Below are 17,507 nucleotides of genomic sequence, written 5' to 3'. Positions count from 1 at the left end.
CGGGGAGCGCCGCCTAGGCGGTCGCGCCCGAGGCCTGGGCCGTCACGCCCGTGGCCGTCGGCGAAGGCCGCTTGTACATCCGCGTCGCGGTGATCTCGCCGTGCACCGTCTCGCCGTCCGGGTCCTGCTGCGGCAGGCCCGGACGCAGGTGCTCCTCGACGCTGATGTACTTCAGGCCCGCGCGCAGGTCCGCGTCGTTCCGCAGGCGGATGACCAGCGGGAACTCCGCGAGCGCGGTCGTGTCGAACAGGCCGGTCGTGTAGAGCAGCTGCACGCCGAGCGCGTCCGAGACGGCCCGCTGGAGCTCCAGGAGGTACGTCGCGTTGGCGCGGCCGATGGGGTTGTCCAGGAAGAGCGTGCCCGCGTGGCGGTGCTTGTCGCGGCCTCGGTCGTTGCTCCGGAGGGCGGCCATCGTGCAGTACAGGGCGATGGCGGCGGTGAGCAGCTGGCCGCCGGAGAACACGTCGCCCATCTGCCCGACCGGCACGCGCTCGGCGCGCAGCACCGCGTCCGGCTTGAGGATCTCCACGGCGATGCCGCGCGGCTCCAGGGCGGCCTGGACGCCGCGCAGCAGCAGGGACATGCCGTCGCGCCGCATGTCCGAGTTCTTCTTCACCGCGGCGCGCGTGGCCTCGTCGATGACCTCGCCGAGCCGCTCGACGAGGGTGGCCTGGTCGGGCTCCTCGAAGCGGACGCGCAGGAACTCCTGGCCCGACCACTCGCCGAGGCCCTCGGGCAGCCGGGACAGGCGCTGGGCGGAGCGCAGGGTCGCGAGGGCGGACTCGACGAGGCCGCGGAGGCGGTCGACGATGCTGTCGCGGTTGCGCTCCAGCTGCTCCAGCTCGTCGGTGAGGACGCGCAGTCGGGGCGCGAAGGCGTCGGCCCACTTCTTGGCGTGCTCGGGCAGCGCGGAGGCGGGCAGCTCGCGGATCTGCTGGCGCGCGGGGGTGCGCACCTGCTCGTACCGGGTCGCGTTCGCGTGGCGTACGAGGACGTCGCTGGCCTCGCGGACCGCGGACTCGGCGGCCGAGAGGTCGGCGGCGCAGCCGCGCAGGGAGCGGCGGGCCTCGGCGGCGGACTGGCGGGCCTCTTCGAGGGAGCCGGGGTAGGCCTCGGGGGCCTCCTCGCCCTCCTCTTCCTGGTGCTCGCGGAGCAGGTCGCGCAGCAGGGCGGCGGTCTCGTCGAAGCCGCCGGCCGCGTCCTCGGTGGCGCGGTGGGTGTGCAGGAGGGCGGCGTGGGCCTCCTTGGCACGGGTCAACGCCTCGGTGCGCGCGGCCAGTTCGCCCGTCGCGGTGCGCAGCAGCGCCTGGGCCTGCTCGGCGTCGGCGGGGACGAGGTCCTCGGGCAGCTCGGTGTGGGCCCCGCCGTCCTCGGGGGCGTGCCGCTCGGCCTCGCCGCGCAGCCGGCCGAGCTGCTCGCTCGCGGTGGAGGCGCGCGCCTCGATGAGCTGGACCTGGGCCTCGGCGCGCGCGGCGGCGGCCTGCCGGGACGGTCCGTCGGAGCCGTCGGGGCCTTCGAGGAGCAGGGCCGCGCGGGTGCGGACCTTGTTGCTGAGCCGGTCGAGCTCGGCGAGGGCGGCGGACTCGTCGCTCTCGGCGCGGGCCTGCTCGGCGCGCAGGTCGGCGCCGACACCGACCTTCTCGTAGAGCTGGGAGGCCGCGCGGTAGGCCTCGCGCAGGGCGGGCAGCGAGGTCTTGGGGGCCTCGGTGTCCTCCGGTACGTCCTCGGGGGCGCCGGCGATCTCGGCACGCTCGGCGCGCAGCGCGCGGGCGGTGCGGCGGGCGTCGTCGGCGGCCCGCTGGGCGGCGCGGCGGTCCTCGTCGGCGGCGCGCGCCCGGTCCAGGCAGGTCTGGGCGCGGGCCTCGGACTCCACGGCGTCGTCGGCCAGTTCGCGCAGCTTGGCCTGCCAGCCGGCCCGCTCGCGGAGCCGGAAGGCGAGGCCCGCGAGGGCGTCGGCGGCGCGCCGGGCGCGCTGGGCGGCCTCCTGGCGCTCGTCGCGTACGCGGGCCGCCTCGCCCGCCGCCTCGTCGGCCTCGGCGCGCGCGGTGCGGGCCTCGGCCAGCTCGGCCTCGGCCTCCTCGGCGAAGGCGCGCGCCTCCTCGGCGGCGGTGGCGAGCTCGGCGAGGCGGCCGCTCGGGCAGCCCGCGCGCCAGGAGCCGAGGCGGGCGGCGAGCTCGCGGTCCTTGCCGAGCCGGACGGCGAGCGCCCGGATCTCCTCGTCCCGCTGGGCGGCCCGCGTGCGCAGCGCCTGCCGCTCCTCGTCGGCGGCGTGCTCGTCGTGCATGGCCGGGTTCGGCGGTACGAGGAAGACGCCGCTGTCCGTGCTCTGCTCACCCGGGGTGGGGGCGAGGAGGGCGGCGGCGGTGCCCACGGCGACGGCCGAGCGGGGCAGCAGGGCGGCGTCGGCGAGTGCGTCGCGCGCGCGGGCGTGCGTGTCGGGGTCGGTGATGACGACGCCGTCGACGAGTTCGGGCCGGGCGGCCAGCACGCGCGCGTGGTCGGCGGGGTCGACGGCCTGGGCGAGGTAGCGCCAGCCGGGCAGCGCGGGGATGCCGTGCTCGCCGAGGAACTCGACGGTGGCGAGGACGTCGGGTCCCGGCGGCAGGAGTCCGCCGTCGCCGAGGGCGCCGAGGATGCGGGAGTCGTCGGCCGCGGCGGTGCGCAGGTCGAAGAGCTGGCGCTCGGCCGAGGCGACACTGTCTTCGAGGAGGGTGCGCAGGTCGTCCGCGGAGCGGTCGAGCTCGGCCACGGACAGGGCGCCGTCGGCCGGGGCCGGTTCGCCGGAGGCGCCCGCTCCCTGGCGGGGCAGGGGCACGCCGCCGCCGGTGGGCAGGCTCAGCAGCTCGGCGAGGCGCTCGTTCTGTGCGAGGGACTCGGCGGCGCGGCGCTCGGCGTCGTGGGCGGCCTCGGCAGCGGTCGCGGCGTCCGAGGCGCGGGCCGCGGTCAGTTCGGCGCGGGCCTCGGCGGCGGCGGTCTCCTTGGCGTGGTCGGCGGCCCGGCGGGCGGCCTCGCGGGCGGTGTCCCAGGCGGCGACGGTGGTCTTCTCGGCGTCGCTCGCGGCGAGGGCGGCGCGGGCCGGGTCGGCGTCGGGGGCGGTGTCGTCGAGCCAGCCGGCGCGGACGGCCTCGGCGGTCTCCTGCTCGACCTCGGCGAGGCGCTGCTTGAGGTGGCCGAGCTCGCTGCGGGCGCGCTGGGCCTCGGTGGCGGCGGCGGTGGCGTCGCGGTGGGCGGCCTCGCCGGTCTCCTGGAGGGCGGCGGAACGCTCCTCCTCCTCGTTCGCGAGGTTCTCCGCGCCCTCCGCCGCGGTGTGCAGGGCGCGGACGAGGTCGGAGGCGGCCTTCGCGCGGGCGGCGAGCGCCGGGGCGGCGTCGCGCTCGGCCTCGCGGATCGCGACGGCCACGCGCGCGGAGCGGTCGGCGGCCGCGCGGTGGCGCAGCACGGCTTCGGCGGCCTGCCAGGCGGAGTGCAGGGTGCGGGCGTCGGCGAGCTCGCGGCGCTGGGCGGCGGCGGCCTTCTCCGCGACGGTGAGTGCCAGGGAGGCGTGGCGGTAGGCCAGTTCAGCGGAGATCAGCGCGCTCGTGCCGCGGGCCTGCTCGGCGCCGGTGACGGTGTGGGCGGCGGCGGTGACCTGCTCGGCGAGGTCGGCGGCGCGGCCGCGCTCCTCGACGGCGCGCGCGGAGAGCCTGCGCGCCAGGGTCCTGGTGCGGCGCTCGGCGCCCGCGTGCACGTCACGCGCGCGTGCCCGGGTGTCGGCGGCGTCGACGATGCGGCCGAGCAGGTCGACGGAGCCGGCGGTGAAGTCCCGCTCGGCCATCAGCTCGGCGCGCCGCCCCAGCTTGTTGCCGAAGCCGTGCACGAGGTCGGCGAGGCCGTCCGTGTCGCGCGTGTCGGTGACGGCGCGCAGCAGCAGGTCGGTGAAGTCGGAGTCCTTCTTGACCGCGAAGAGACCGGCGGCCTCGCCCTCGTCGGCGTTCATCTCCCGCTGGTAGCGGAAGAGTTCGGGGTCGAGGCCCAGGTCGCCGAGGTGTTCGTTCCAGCGGTCGTGGATCTCTTCCCAGTGCACTTCGAGGTGGGGGTACGCCTTGACCGCCTCGGTCATGGCGTCGCGGAAGCCCTTCATGGTGCGCCGCCGGCCCTGGGCCCCGGAGGCGCCCTCGACGGGCGGGCGCACGGCGGTGGACTCGGCGACGGGCAGCGAGTCCAGGCTCAGGCCGGGTCCGGGCCGGAAGGAGTACCAGGCCTCGGCGAACTTCCGCGGGTCGTTGGAGACCTGGCGTCCGCGCCATTCGCTGACCTTGCCGACGACGACGCACTCGCCGGTGAGGGTGTGCTGCCACTCCAGGGCGACGTGCCCGCAGTCGTCGGCGAGCAGGAACTTGCGCAGCACGCCGGAGCTGGCGCCGCCGAGCGTGTTGCGGTGGCCGGGCAGCATCACCGAGAAGATCAGCTTGAGCAGGACGGACTTGCCGCCGCCGTTCTCCAGGAAGAGCACGCCGGCGGGGGCGGGGCGGCGCGGCGGGCCGACCGGCTCGTCCTCGAAGAACTCCGCCTGGGTGGGGGCGGGGTCGGGCACCTCGGCGCCCACGCCGCGCAGGTCGAGCACGGTGTCGGCGTAGCGGGCACCGGCTGGACCGATGGAGTAGAGGCGGACCCGGGACAGCTCGTACATGGCGGCGGACTCTCGTCGTAAGTCGTGCGGAACGGCAGGAAGGTGAGGGGGGCGGGCGGTGGCCCGTCAGGAGTGGAACGGCAGCCCGGCGTCGGCGGCCAGCTCCAGGTCGTCGGCGTCCTGGGGCGGCAGCAGGGTCGCCGATCCGTCGGTGACCGGCACGATTCCGAGGTCCAGGAGCTCGGCCATGGCGGCGCTGCCCGCCATGTCGCGGACCTGGAGCTGATAGCGGGCGGTGGTGCGGTACGTGCCTCCGGAGTCGTCCCCCGTGCGCTGCAGGAACCCGGAGTCGGTGAGGAAGGCGACCGCCTTGCCGATGATGCCGGTGGTGGATCCGGCGAGGCGGCGGGCGTCCTTGGTGGCGCCGGTCGAGCTGCGCCGCGCCCAGATCCGCCAGGCGGCCTCCAGGCCGGGGGCGTCGGTGGCCGGGTCGGTGTTCTCGCCCTGTTCCCCGGCGCGCTCCTCCAGGCGGTGGCAGGCCTGGCGCACGAACGCGTCGACCCCGTTGACCGTGACGCGGCCGATGTATCCGTCGTCGGCTAGGTCCTCGGGGCGCGGGAAGGCCATGGCGGCGACGGCGAGGTGTGCGAGGCCGTGCAGGAAGCGGTCGGTGGAGTCGGTCGCGGCACGGCGGGCGTAGTCGCCCATGCGGACGGCGAAGACGGAGTCCTCGGCGGCGGTGACGGCCATCCCCGCGCGCGGGGACACCTCCAGGACGACGAGGCCGAGCCCGGCGGCGACGGCGTCGGCGAACCGCGCGAAGGGCGGGTCCTCGCGGTAGCGGCGGAGCAGTTCGGCGTACTCCTGGTCGCGGGCGGGCTGGAGCTTGGGCTGCAGGCCGAAGGCGACGAGCCGCGCGGCGTCGGCGGCGTCCGCGGGGGTGACGGGGGCGGTGGCGGCGGGCGCCGCCGTGGAGTCCGGCTCGCCCCACGCGGCGTGCTCTGCGGGGTGCTCGGTCACGGCGTGTGCTCCTTGGTGAGGTGGTGCGTCAAGGGGTGGGACATGGTCACGCGGCCTCCGTGCGGTCGGCGGCCATGCCGACGGCGTCCAGGAGGGCCGTGCCGACGATGAGGTCGGCGCCGCCGAACTCCTCGTCGTCCAGCTCGGTGCCGTCGTCCACGGCGAAGAGCAGCTTCTCCTCGCCCTGGCGGTAGGCGGTGCCGACCGGCGGGCTGGCCGCGTGGACGGCCAACAGGGCGACCAGGTACGGCAGTTCGGCGTCGCGCAGGCGGGCCTCCGCGAGCAGTCCGGAGAGCCGGCGCGGCGCGTCGGAGGGCAGGTCGAGCAGCTCCATGGCACTGGCGAGCTGCTCCTCGCTGAAGCGGCTGTCGTCCGGGGTGGCGATGAGGTCGGGCTCGGGCATCTCGGCGCCGAGGTGCTCGCGCTCCACGGGCGGCGTGAGCAGTATGTCGACGAGGTCGCCCACGCGCACGGACACGGGCGTGCGCAGGCCGGTGCCGCGCGCGAAGTAGGCGTCCGTCACGCGGGTCGCCTGCTCGGCGGGGAGCGGCAGGAGCGGGGCGACGAGCTGGCCGTACAGATCGAGGCCCGCGCGCGCGGTGGGCGTCGCGAAGGCCTGCCGGTCCTGCTCGGCGCGGAACAGCGGGCCCGCTTCCAGGAGGCGGGACTGGAGCTGGGTGTGGCGGCGGATGCAGTCCTTGACGATGTCGACCAGCTCGGCGGCACGGCGCTTGTGCTCGGGGTCCTCGGACTCGTCGCGGGCCTTGCGGATGTTGGTCAGGATCGCGTTCTCGTGGCGGTAGCGGTCGGCGACGTGGTCGAGCGCCTCGGCGATCATGTCGGGGACGGCCTGGAGCCAGTCGACCGCCCGGACGTTGCGCCGGGTCGCGTCGAGGGCCTTGCGCAGGGTCTCCGAGTACTGCACGGTGCGGTAGCGCGCCTGCTCGGCGGCGAGCTGGGCGTCGGCGAGGCGGCCCCGGCGGATCAGGACCTCCAGCTTCACCTCGGCGGCGATCTGGGCGCTGGTGACGTCCGTGTCGAGGGCGCCCACCAGGACGTTGACCGCCTCGTCGGTGGTGCGCAGATAGACACCGCCGCCGTAGCCGGGGACCTCTTCGAGGAGCTTGAAGTCGTAGTCCCTGCGGACATAGGTCCCATCGGGGGCGAACGTGCCGTACACCGCGCGGAAGCCGCGGTCGACACTGCCGACGTTGATCAGGTTCTCCAGGACCCAGCGGGCGACGCGCTCGTGCTCGGCGGCCGGGCGGCCCGGGGCCTGGGCCGCGACGCGCGGGAGCAGCCTGGCGACGATCTGCTCGTGGTCGGCGCCGGTGTCGAAGTCCATGTTCAGCGTGACGAGGTCGATGGCGGACAGGGCCACCTCCGCCATCGCGTACACCGAGTACTCGCCCGCGAGATTGGCCTTGCGGGCGTCCAGGTCATGCAGCGGAGCCGTGCAGGCGAGGGCGCGCAGGCGGCGCGCCAGGCCCTCGTCGGCGGCCGGGCCCGGAGCGGGGCGCGGCCCCGCGCTGAGCTGGGGCGGAGCGGTGTCCGTAACGGCAGGCGAAGTCACGGTGCACAGACTAGGTCCTCGGTCTGACAACGGTCGAAACGGCGCAGACCCGGCAGGGTTCAGCCGCCGGTCCGCTCACCCTCCGCGCCGCGCCGACCGTACGCGTCGAGCACCCTGCGGAGCGAATCGTCGAGGTACTCGGCGAGCAGCGCCTCGGCGTCGTCGCGGCGGCCCTCCCGGAGCGCGTCGAGGAGCCGCTTGTTGCGTGCGAGGTAGGGCTCGTGGAGCCGCCGGGGGTCGTCCACCACGTGGAAGGCCAGGCGCAGTTCGGCGAAGACGCTGCGCATCAGCTCGTCGGTGCGGGCGCTCCCGGCGAGCGCGACGAGCTCGCGGTGGAAGTGGATGTTGGCGGTGGACACGCCCTTCCAGTCGCCGGTGCGCGCGGCCCGCCGGCCCTCCGTCACGGCGTCGGCGAGCCCGTCCACCGCGTACGGCGGTTCGCCGAGCCCGCGCACGACCGCGCATTCGACGAGGGACCGGGTGCGGTAGATGTCCGCCACGTCCTCGTCGGTCAGCACGCGCACGAAGACGCCCCGGTTGAGCTGGTGCTCCAGCAGGCGCTCGTGGGTGAGTAGCCGGAAGGCCTCGCGCAGGGTGTTGCGCGAGACGCCGAGCGCCCCGCCGATGCTGTCCTCGGACAGCCGCGTGCCGGGCGGGAAGAACCCCTCGGCGATGCGGCTCCTGAGGATGTCCGCGACGCGCTCGGCCGTGCTGGTGCGCCCGAGGAGCGCGCGGTCGTCCGCCAGTCCGCTCACTGCAGCCATCCCCTCCGCCATGCCCGGATTCAATCGCAGATGGCAGAACGAAACAACAGGGGTATTGAGGGATCGTTCAACGATCCTCTACCTTGTCGGGCACGGCTCACCGCTCCACCCTCCCCACAGCCGCTCCCAGCACCCTCCGTCCCTCATCTGCGAGGTGCCCATGAGCACGACCCCACCCCCCTCGTCGGCTCCGGCCGACATACGCCCCGACCAGGGCGGACTGCCCGACGACAGCGGCGCGTTCGGCTGGCTGCGCGCGCTCGGACCGCGCGGCCGGCGCGCCTTCGCCGGTGCCTTCGGGGGCTATGCCCTCGACTCCTACGACTACTTCACGCTGCCGCTGAGCATGGTGGCGCTCGCGGCGTACTTCGGCCTCGACAGCGGCCAGACCGGCCTCTTCACCACCGTCACCCTGGTCGTCTCCGCGGTGGGCGGGGCCGTCGCGGGCGTCGTCGCCGACCGGATCGGCCGCGTGAAGGCGCTCATGATCACGGTCGTCACGTACGCGGTGTTCACCGTCGCCTGCGGATTCGCGCCCAACTACGAGACGCTGCTGGTCTTCCGCGCCCTCCAGGGCCTCGGTTTCGGCGGCGAGTGGGCGGTCGGCGCGATCCTGGTCGCCGAGTACGCCACCGCCAAGAACCGCGGCCGCACGCTCGGCGCGATCCAGAGCGCCTGGGCCGTGGGCTGGGGTCTCGCGGTGATCGTCTACACCCTGGTGTTCCAGTTCCTGGACGACGACGTCGCCTGGCGCGTGATGTTCTGGACCGGCGCGCTGCCCGCGCTGCTCGTGGTCTATGTGCGGCGCAACGTGCACGACGCCCCGGAGGCCGCCGAGGAGCGGCACAAGAGCGCCGACAAGGGGTCGTTCACGGCCATCTTCAAGCCGGGCCTGCTGCGCGTCACGCTGTTCGCGGTGCTCCTGTCCACCGGTGTGCAGGGCGGCTACTACACGCTGGCCACCTGGGTGCCGACCTACCTCAAGAGCGAGCGCGGCCTCACCGTCGTCGGCACGGGCGGCTATCTCACCTTCCTGATCACCGGCGCCTTCATCGGCTATCTGACCGGCGGCTACCTCACCGACAAGCTCGGCCGCAAACGGAACATCACGCTGTTCGCGTTCCTCTCGGCGGCCTGCATCCTGGCGTACACGAACATCCCGGACGGGGCCAACGGCCTTCTCCTTGTGCTCGGTTTCCCGCTCGGCTTCTGCATGTCGGCGATCTTCAGCGGCTTCGGTTCGTTCCTCAGCGAGCTCTACCCGGCCGCCGTGCGCGGCACGGGTCAGGGCTTCACGTACAACACGGGCCGCGCGGTGGGCGCCGTCTTCCCGACCATGGTCGGCTTCCTCGCCGACAGCTGGGGCGTCGGCGGGGCGCTGGTCTTCGGAGCGGTCGGCTACGGCCTCGCCGTCCTCGCGCTGCTCGGCCTCCCGGAGACACGGGGGAGGGAACTGCTGTGAGCCACGGGGCCAAGGAGGCCCGCGCACGGTTTCGCGCGGGCGAGACGACCCCGACGGCGGGGCAGGCGAGGGGCTTCACCCAGGCCAACCTCATCTCCGTGCCCGCCGACTGGGCCTACGACATGCTGCTGTTCTGCCAGCGCAACCCCAAGCCCTGCCCGGTGCTCGACGTCACCGACGCGGGCTCCTGGGCCACCCCGCTGGCCCCCGGCGCCGATCTGCGCACGGATCTGCCGCTGTACCGCGTGTGGGAGCACGGCGAGCTGACGGAGGAGCCCACGGACGTCGTCGGCCACTGGCGCGAGGACCTGGTGACGTTCCTGATCGGCTGCAGCTTCACCTTCGAGTGGGCGCTCGCCGGCTCCGGAGTGCCGCTGCGCCACATCGAGCAGGGCCGCAACGTCCCCATGTACGTGACCGCGCGCCCCTGCCGCCCCGCGGGCCGGCTGCACGGCCCGATGGTCGTGTCTATGCGCCCGGTGCCGCCCCGGCACCTGGCCGACGCCATCAGGGAGAGCTCCCTGATGCCCGCCGTGCACGGCAGCCCGGTGCACTGCGGCGACCCCGCCGGGCTCGGCATCGAGGACCTGGACCGGCCCGACTTCGGCGACGCCGTGGACCTGGCACCGGACGACATCCCGGTGTTCTGGGCGTGCGGGGTGACACCGCAGGCCGCGGTGATGGCCTCCAAGCCGCCCTTCGCGATCACGCACGCGCCGGGCCGGATGTTCGTCACCGACGCCAGGGACGAGCAGTACCGCGTGGCCTGACCCGGCACCGGGCACCCCGGGTGCCGAGAACGACAGAGGAGACCCACCCAGATGAGCACGGCCCCCATCGATCTGAACGCCGACCTGGGCGAGGGCTTCGGCCGCTGGCGCCTGACCGACGACGAGGAACTGCTGTCCGTCGTCACCAGCGCCAATGTGGCCTGCGGGTTCCACGCCGGGGACGCGGCCACCATGCGCCGGGTGTGCGACCGCGCGGCCGAGCGCGGGGTGCGGATCGGCGCGCAGGTCTCCTACCGCGACCTGGCGGGCTTCGGGCGGCGCGCCATGGACGTGCCCGCCGCGGAGCTGGCCGCCGAAGTGGCATACCAGATCGGCGCCCTGGAGGTGTTCGCGCGCGCGGCGGGTACGCGCGTGTCGTACGTGAAGCCGCACGGCGCGCTCTACAACCGCGTCGTCCACGACGAGGAGCAGGCCCGCGCGGTCGTCGACGGCGTGCTCCTCGCGGACGCCTCCCTGCCCCTGCTGGGGCTGCCGGGGTCGCGGCTGCTCGCGGTGGCGGAGAAGGCCGGACTCCCGGTCGTCACCGAGGCGTTCGCGGACCGCGCCTACACCGAAGAGGGCACTTTGGTGCCGCGCGGCAGCGAAGGGGCGGTCATCACGGAGGCGGACGCCGTCGTCGAACGGTCCGTCGGCATGGCCCGGTTCGGCCTCGTCACCTCCCGCGGCGGCCACGAAATCGCTGTCCGCGCGCGGTCGCTCTGCCTGCACGGCGACACTCCGGGCGCGGTGGACCTGGCCCGCCGGGTGCGCGCCGAGTTGGAGTCGGTGGGCGTGCGCGTGGCGGCCTTCGCATGAGGGCCCTGCCGGTCGGCGACCGCGCCCTGCTCGTCGAACTCGCCGACGGCGCCGAGGCCCAGGCGCTCCACGCCGAGCTGCTGCGCCGCCGCGCGACGGGCGCCCTGCGGGTGCGGGAGATCGTTCCCGCGGCCCGCACGGTGCTCCTCGACGGCCTCGACGAGCCCGCCCGCGTCGGTGCGGAGCTGCCCGCCTGGGACATCCCGCCGCTGCCCGCGCGCACCGAGGCGGTCCTGGAGATCCCCGTGCGCTACGACGGCCCCGACCTCGTGGACGTCGCGGCGCACTGGGACGTGCCCGTGCCCGAGGTGGCGCGGATCCACGCGGCGGCCGAATTCCGCGTCGCCTTCTGCGGGTTCGCGCCCGGCTTCGGCTATCTGACCGGGCTGCCCCGGCGCTACGAGGTGCCGCGCAGGGCCACGCCCCGCACCGCCGTCCCCGCGGGCAGCGTCGCCCTGGCCGGTCCGTACACCGGCGTCTATCCCCGTACCTCGCCCGGCGGCTGGCAGCTGATCGGCTCCACGGACGCGGTGCTGTGGGACCACGCGCGCGTGCCCGCCGCGCTGCTCTCCCCCGGCACCCGCGTACGCTTCGTCCCCGACCGCGCACCGGAGGCGCGATGACCGACCGTGCCCTCGCCGTCGTGCGCGCCGGGGCGCTGACCACCGTGCAGGACCGGGGCCGCCCCGGCCACGCCCACCTCGGGGTGCCCCGCTCCGGGGCCCTGGACCTGCCCGCGGCCCGCCTGGCCAACCGCCTGGTCGGCAACCCGCCCGACGCCGCCGTCCTGGAGACCACCGTCGACGGCTGCGCCGTGCGCCCGCGCAGACCCGTGACAGTCGCGGTCACGGGCGCGCCCTGCCCGGTGACCGTCGACGGCCGTCCCGCCCCCTGGGGCGCACCGGTGCGGGTGCCCGCGGGGGCGCTGCTCGACGTGAGAACCGTTGTCTCCGGAGTACGTTGCTACATCGCGTTCGACGGGGGCGTGGCCGTCGACCCGGTGCTCGGGAGCCGCTCCACCGACCTCCTGTCCGGTCTCGGCCCGCCCCCGTTCGCGGACGGCGCCGTGCTGCCGCTGGGCGCCCCCGACGGCACGTACACGCGCGTGGACACCGCCCCGCAGCCCGCGCCACCCCGCGAACTGGTCCTGCGGGTGACGCTCGGGCCGCGCGCCGGCTGGTTCACGGAGGCGGCCCTGAACACGCTGACCACGCGCGCGTACCGGGTGTCCCCGGCGAGCAACCGCATCGGGCTGCGCACCGAGGGCCCCGCCCTGGAGCGCTCCCTGCACGGCGAACTGCCCAGCGAGGGGATGGTCCTGGGGGCCGTCCAGGTGCCCCCGGACGGCCGCCCCGTCGTCTTCCTGGCCGACCACCCCACCACCGGGGGCTACCCGGTGGTGGCGGTCGTCCGGGAGGCGGACCTCGCCTCTGCGGCACAGGCTCCGCCGGGGACGCCGGTGCGCTTCGTCGGCGCCGGGCGACGCTGACCCGGGCAGGACCGGTGCCACAACACGGCCTCGGGTCGCAGGCCCGGTCGGATCTCAGACCCGGTCGGGTCGTAGGCCCGGTCGGACCTCAGGCCGGGAGCGACGCCAGCGCCGACGCCACCGCCAGCGTGGCTCCCCGGTCCAGGCGCACGCTGGTGCCCCGCAGCTGATGCCGCACCTCCTCCGCCGCGAGGGCGAGGAGCTGGGGCAGCAGATCGGTGCAGCGGCGCGCGACCCAGCCGGTGCCCGCGGTGGCGAGCCACCACAGGCTCGCCGACCGGGTGGGCGGCGGCAGTGCGGGCTCACGGGCGGGCGCCCGGCCGGCGGCGAGCCCGCGCGCCGCGAGCAGTCCGTGGCACCGGGCCGCGAAGAGACGGTGGCCGCGCTCGCCCGGGTGCAGCCGGTCCGCACTCCACAGGGCCCGGTCGGCGGCCAGGTCGCCCTCGGCGGCGTGCAGATGAACGGCCTCGTACCGCTCGGAGAGGGCGTGGACGACGGCGTTGACCGCGCGCTGCCTGCGGGCCAGCGGCCGGGCGAGGGCGCCGGGCAGGCCGAGCATCGCGCCGGGGTCGGGCAGGCAGGCGGTCAGGAGCACGGCGCCCTGGTCGGCGCAGGCCGCGTAGACCTCGTCGAGGCGGGCGGCCACGGAGTGGATGTCGAAGGTGCGGCGCAGGGTGTCGTTGACCCCGACGACGACGGACACGAGGTCGGGCCGCAGGGCGAGCGCCGCGGGCAGTTGCCGCCGCAGCACGTCGGCGGTCTGGGCGCCGCTGACGGCGAGGTTGTGGAACTCCACGGAGGCCTCGTCGCCCCCGAGCCCTTCGGCCAGCAGGGCGGCCCAGCCGCGCCACGCCCCGTCGACGGGATCCCCCACGCCCTCGGTGAGTGAATCCCCGAGCGCCACGAAGCGCAGCCGCCGCCGGACCTCGGTCCGCACCGGCACAGCCGTCCCGTTCATGCCCACTCCTCCGTACGGTTGCGCGCGGACAGGACCGGCGCGGCGTCGTGCGCCGCGAGGAAGGCGGCGACCGACGCGTCCCAGCCGAAGCGTTCGGCACGCGCGCGTGCCGCCGCGCGCCGGGCCCGTTCCGGGCGCGCCAGGACGTCCCGCACCGCGTGCGCGAAGGCCTCACCGGTGTCCCGTGCCGCCGCTCCGGCGCCCGCGACGGTCTCCGGCAGCGCCGACGAGGCGCTGGCCACCACAGGGGTGCCGCACGCCAGCGCCTCCAGGGCGGCGAGCCCGAACGTCTCGCAGGGCCCCGGGGCCAGACAGATGTCCGCCGCGGCCTGCAGCGCGCCCAGTTCGGCGCCGTCCGCGACATGGCCGAGGAAGGTCACCGGCAACCGCCGCTCCCGCGCCCGCTGCGCGAGCCGGCCCCGCAGCGGCCCGTCGCCCGCGACGACGAGGACGGCCCGCACCCCGCCCCGCCGCAGCTCCGCCAGCGCGTCGAGGGCCGTGCCGGGGCGTTTCTCCACGGACAGCCGGGAGCACAGCAGGAGCAGCACCTCGTCCCCGCGCGCGTGGCGGGCCCGCACGCGCGGATCGCGCAGCCCCGGGTGGCGGTGGGCGAGGTCGACGCCGAGCGGTGCGCGGACGACGTTGCGCGCCCCGATCCGCAGGAACTCGCGCTCGGCCCATCGCGTGGTGCACACCACGCGCGCGTAGGCGTGCGCGGTACGGGAGTTGAGGGCGTCGGCGGTGCGCCGGGCCGCCCCGGGCGCAAGGCCCCAGCTCCTGAGGACCCCGTCCGCCGTCTCATGGGAGACCATCACGGCCGGGATCCGGGCCCGCCGGGCCCACGCGCCCGTCCAGCGCAGCGTGGTGCGGTCGCTGACCTCCAGGCGGTCGGGGGCAGCCGCTCCAGGAGCCGGGCGACCCTGCGGCGGTCCGCGAGGACGCGGTAGCCGCCGGTGCCGGGCAGCACGGGCCCCGGCACGGTCAGGATCCGCCCCTGCTCGTCGTCCTGGACGGCGGCCCGCTCGCCGGGCACGATCAGCACCGCCTCATGACCGGCCGCGCGGTAGCCGCGCCCCAACTCCCGCAGCGCGGTCCGCAGTCCACCGGACGCGGGCGTGACGAAGTTGGCGATCCGCACGATCCGCAGCGGGCCCGCGCGCCCCGCCGGGACCCCACCGCTCCCCGCCGCGGTGCCCGGCCCACCGCCGCCCGGCGCCCCCGCGCGGGGCGTACCGCACCCCAGGGGCGTACCGGATGCCTCCGGCGGCCTCACCCGCGTCTCCACGGTCCCGGTCACGCCGCCACCCCCGTCCGCGCCGCGAGCACCTCTTCGTAGTGGCCGATGAGCTGGTCGCCGACCGCTTCCCAGGTCCGGCCGGCGACCGCGGCCCGTCCGGCCGCTCCGTAGGCGGCCCGCAGGCCGGGGTCGCCCGCGATCAGCCGGACGGCGTCGCGCACCGCGGCCGCGTCGTCCGGCGGCACCAGGAGGCCGGTCCTGCCGTGCGCGACGAGGTCCAGCGGACCGCCTGCCGCGGGCGCGATCACCGGCACACCGCTGGCCATGGCCTCCTGCACGGTCTGGCAGAAGGTCTCGTGGGGGCCCGTGTGCACGAAGAGGTCCAACGAGGCGAAGATCCGGGCCAGTTCGCCGCCGGTGCGCCGCCCCAGGAACCGCGCGCCCGGCAGCGCGGCCCGCGCCGCGCCCTCACTGGGCCCGTCGCCCACGACGACCACGCGCACGCCCGCGAGACCGCACACTCCGGAGAGCAGCTCGATCCGTTTCTCCGGCGCGAGGCGCCCTACGTAGCCGACGATCACCTCGCCGTCCGGGGCGAGTTCGCGGCGCAGGGCGGTGTCCCGCAGTCCGGGCCGGAAGCGGACGGAGTCCACCCCGCGCGGCCACAGCCGCACCCGCGGCACCCCGTGCGCCACGAGATCCCGCACGGCGGCGGAGGACGGGGCGAGGGTCAGGCCGGCGGCCGCGTGGACGCCGCGGATGCGCCGCCAGGCGGTCGACTCGCCCCTGCCCAAATACGTACGGGCGTAGCCGCCCAGGTCGGTCTGGTAGACGGCGACGGTGGGTATCCGCAGCCGCGCGGCGGCCGCCATGCCGCGCGCGCCGAGCACGAACGGGCTGGCCAGATGGACGAGTTGGGCCCGGTGCGCGGCGAGCGCCGCGGCCACTCTGCGGCTGGGCAGCGCGACCCTGACCTGCGGGTAGCCGGGCAGCGGGAGGGAGGGGACACGGATCACGGGGCAGGGGGCCGCCGCGTCGGCGGCCGCGCCCTCGGCGGTGGCCGGGGCGACGACGAGGGCGTGGTGACCGCGCGCGGCGAGCTGCCGCACGGTCTGGGCGGCGCAGTGCGCCACGCCGTTGACGTCGGGCGGAAAGGACTCGGTGACGATGACGACACGCATACCGGTGGTGACTCGCATACCGGTGTTGTCGTCGCGCGGGGCATGGCCGCGTCAACGTGGATCTTTCCTGGCGAGGAACGTCCCATGAGCGTTCCCCTCCGCGCCCGTCCGGGGGCGGGCGCGGCACGAGGGGTGCGGTGGGCCGGGTCGGGCGCGGCCCACGGGAGGCGGCGGCCCGGGGCGGGGGCTACACCGCGGGCGCGTCGGGTCCGATCCTGCTGCGCACCGCGGTCTGTACCTCGTCCTCCTCGGCGGGGTCCGCGGCGAGCCTCCTGAGCCGGTTCACGACGCGGGCGTCACCGGTCTCGGCGTGCCGTGCGGCGACTTCGCGGGTGGACTCCTCGCAGTCCCACAGGCACTCGACGGCGAAGCCGGCGGCGAAGGAGGGGTCGGTGGCGGCCAGCGCGCGGGCGGCGCGGCCGCGGAGATGGGACGAGGTGGTCTCGCGGTAGACGTGCCGCAGCACGGGGGCGGCGCAGGCGATGCCGAGGCGGCCGGTGCCGTCGACGAGGGTCCACAGCGTCGGCGCGTCGGGGCCCTCGCCTCGGACGGCCTCGCGCAGCGCGGCGAGGACGAGCTTGCTGTCCTGGGCGCCGCCCCGGCAGGCGAGCATGCGGCCCGCGGCGGCGCCGAGGGCGTCGGGCCGGTAGGCCCAGCGCCGGGCGCGCTCGACGGCGGCGACGCTGCGCATCCGCTCGAAGGCACCGGTCGCGGCGTCCACCACGACCGGGGAGGGGCTCTCGGCGGCGAACTCGATGAGGTCGAGGACGTCGGGGTCGTGGGCGTCGGCCAGGTACCGCAGGGCGGTGCCGCGGGCGCCGTCGGAGCCGCTGCGGGCGGCCTCGACGATCTCGGGCCGGTCCTCGGGTCCCGCGACGGCGGTCAGGCAGCGGGCGGCCGGCACGTGCAGCACGGCGCCGCGCTCCAGGCCTTCCTGCGCCCAGTCGAAGACGGCCCGGACGCTCCAGCCCGGACGCGGTCCCGAGGGCCGCATCTGGCGCTGCCAGCGGTCGAAGGAGCCCTGTTCCCGCGCGGATCGCACGCGGGCGCCGATATCGGCCCGGGGGTCCTCCTCCCACAGGCTCCAGGGCCTCGGTTCGTAGGCGTCGCGGACGGCGGCGGCCAGCTCGGCCTCGCCCTCGGCGTCGGGCGCGAACCGGGCGAGCACGGGGGCTCCGAGGGCGCGCAGGTGCGCGTCGTCGTCCCGCAGCGCGAGCTCGTCCAGGGCCCAGGCCCAGTTGGTGCCGGAGGCCGCGTACCTCCGCAGGAGTTCGAGGGCGTCCTGCCTGCCGTAGGAGGCGAGGTGCCCGAGGACGGCGAGGGCGAGTCCGGTGCGCGAGTCGTCCGTGTTCAGGACGTCCTCGGCATCGAACAGATGCCGCTCGATCTCGCCGAGTCCGCCGTGCAGGTCGAGGTAGAGCCGCGCGTAGTAGAGCGAGCGGTTCTCCACCTGCCAGTCGTGGCGGGGATCGTTCAGCACACAGTGGTCGAGGGCGGCGAGCGCCTCTGACCGTGGTGCGGTGAGTGCGTGCAGCGTGCCGTCGCCGCGGCCCCGCTGCAGCAGGCCGAGCAGCGTACCGCTGGGCGCTATGACCGGATCGAACATGGGAAACAGCCTCACATCAAGC

11 protein-coding genes and 2 pseudogenes are annotated in these 17,507 nt (G+C 75.8%); 5 read left to right on the top strand and 8 right to left on the bottom strand.

Features of this window, described 5'->3' with window-relative positions:
* Positions 1-13 precede the first annotated feature (13 nt).
* The 4 genes from AB0L89_RS38970 to AB0L89_RS38955 all read right to left on the bottom strand — a co-directional run bounded on the left by AB0L89_RS38970 (position 14) and on the right by AB0L89_RS38955 (position 7,966).
* A complete protein-coding gene (locus AB0L89_RS38970; RefSeq protein WP_365152330.1) occupies positions 14-4,669 on the bottom strand; it encodes a hypothetical protein in 4,656 nt (1,551 codons plus the stop codon).
* Between the two features lie 66 nt (positions 4,670-4,735).
* Entirely contained in the window at positions 4,736-5,629 is an 894-nt protein-coding gene (locus AB0L89_RS38965; protein WP_365152329.1) for a hypothetical protein, read from the bottom strand.
* A 46-nt stretch (positions 5,630-5,675) separates the two neighbouring features.
* Positions 5,676-7,202, bottom strand: a complete 1,527-nt coding sequence (locus tag AB0L89_RS38960; protein WP_365152328.1) for a hypothetical protein — start codon at positions 7,200-7,202, stop codon at positions 5,676-5,678.
* A gap of 59 nt (positions 7,203-7,261) precedes the next feature.
* Positions 7,262-7,966, bottom strand: a complete 705-nt coding sequence (locus AB0L89_RS38955; RefSeq protein ID WP_365152326.1) for a GntR family transcriptional regulator — start codon at positions 7,964-7,966, stop codon at positions 7,262-7,264.
* 160 nt (positions 7,967-8,126) lie between these two features.
* Between AB0L89_RS38955 and AB0L89_RS38950 the strand changes: the two genes are divergently transcribed.
* The 5 genes and pseudogenes from AB0L89_RS38950 to AB0L89_RS38930 all read left to right on the top strand — a co-directional run bounded on the left by AB0L89_RS38950 (position 8,127) and on the right by AB0L89_RS38930 (position 12,503).
* Entirely contained in the window at positions 8,127-9,428 is a 1,302-nt protein-coding gene (locus AB0L89_RS38950) for an MFS transporter (RefSeq protein WP_365152324.1), read from the top strand.
* Positions 9,429-9,439: 11 nt separating this feature from the next.
* A pseudogene (locus AB0L89_RS38945) lies at positions 9,440-10,198 on the top strand (putative hydro-lyase); the annotation flags it as partial.
* Between the two features lie 51 nt (positions 10,199-10,249).
* Positions 10,250-11,014, top strand: a complete 765-nt coding sequence (locus tag AB0L89_RS38940; RefSeq protein ID WP_365152322.1) for a 5-oxoprolinase subunit PxpA — start codon at positions 10,250-10,252, stop codon at positions 11,012-11,014.
* Positions 11,011-11,637, top strand: coding sequence for an allophanate hydrolase subunit 1 (locus AB0L89_RS38935; protein ID WP_365152320.1), 627 nt, complete (start codon positions 11,011-11,013; stop codon positions 11,635-11,637). The genes AB0L89_RS38940 and AB0L89_RS38935 overlap by 4 nt, the downstream gene beginning before the upstream one ends.
* Positions 11,634-12,503, top strand: coding sequence for a biotin-dependent carboxyltransferase family protein (locus AB0L89_RS38930; RefSeq protein ID WP_365152318.1), 870 nt, complete (start codon positions 11,634-11,636; stop codon positions 12,501-12,503). The genes AB0L89_RS38935 and AB0L89_RS38930 overlap by 4 nt, the downstream gene beginning before the upstream one ends.
* A gap of 88 nt (positions 12,504-12,591) precedes the next feature.
* Here the strand turns inward: AB0L89_RS38930 and AB0L89_RS38925 are convergent, their stop codons facing one another.
* The 4 genes and pseudogenes from AB0L89_RS38925 to AB0L89_RS38910 all read right to left on the bottom strand — a co-directional run bounded on the left by AB0L89_RS38925 (position 12,592) and on the right by AB0L89_RS38910 (position 17,485).
* Positions 12,592-13,461 carry an SGNH/GDSL hydrolase family protein gene (locus tag AB0L89_RS38925; protein WP_365152316.1) on the bottom strand — a complete coding sequence of 290 codons (870 nt, stop codon included), beginning with the start codon at positions 13,459-13,461 and terminating at the stop codon, positions 12,592-12,594.
* A 38-nt stretch (positions 13,462-13,499) separates the two neighbouring features.
* Positions 13,500-14,608: pseudogene (locus tag AB0L89_RS38920) on the bottom strand (glycosyltransferase); the annotation flags it as partial.
* 146 nt (positions 14,609-14,754) lie between these two features.
* A complete protein-coding gene (locus AB0L89_RS38915) occupies positions 14,755-15,879 on the bottom strand; it encodes a glycosyltransferase family 1 protein (protein ID WP_365152384.1) in 1,125 nt (374 codons plus the stop codon).
* A gap of 187 nt (positions 15,880-16,066) precedes the next feature.
* Positions 16,067-17,485, bottom strand: a complete 1,419-nt coding sequence (locus AB0L89_RS38910) for a HEAT repeat domain-containing protein (protein WP_365152314.1) — start codon at positions 17,483-17,485, stop codon at positions 16,067-16,069.
* Between the last annotated feature and the right edge of the window lie 22 nt (positions 17,486-17,507).

The organism is Streptomyces sp. NPDC052114 (assembly GCF_040680155.1).
Classification (GTDB): Bacteria; Actinomycetota; Actinomycetes; order Streptomycetales; family Streptomycetaceae; genus Streptomyces.
This window is presented reverse-complemented; position numbering and strand designations above follow the sequence as displayed.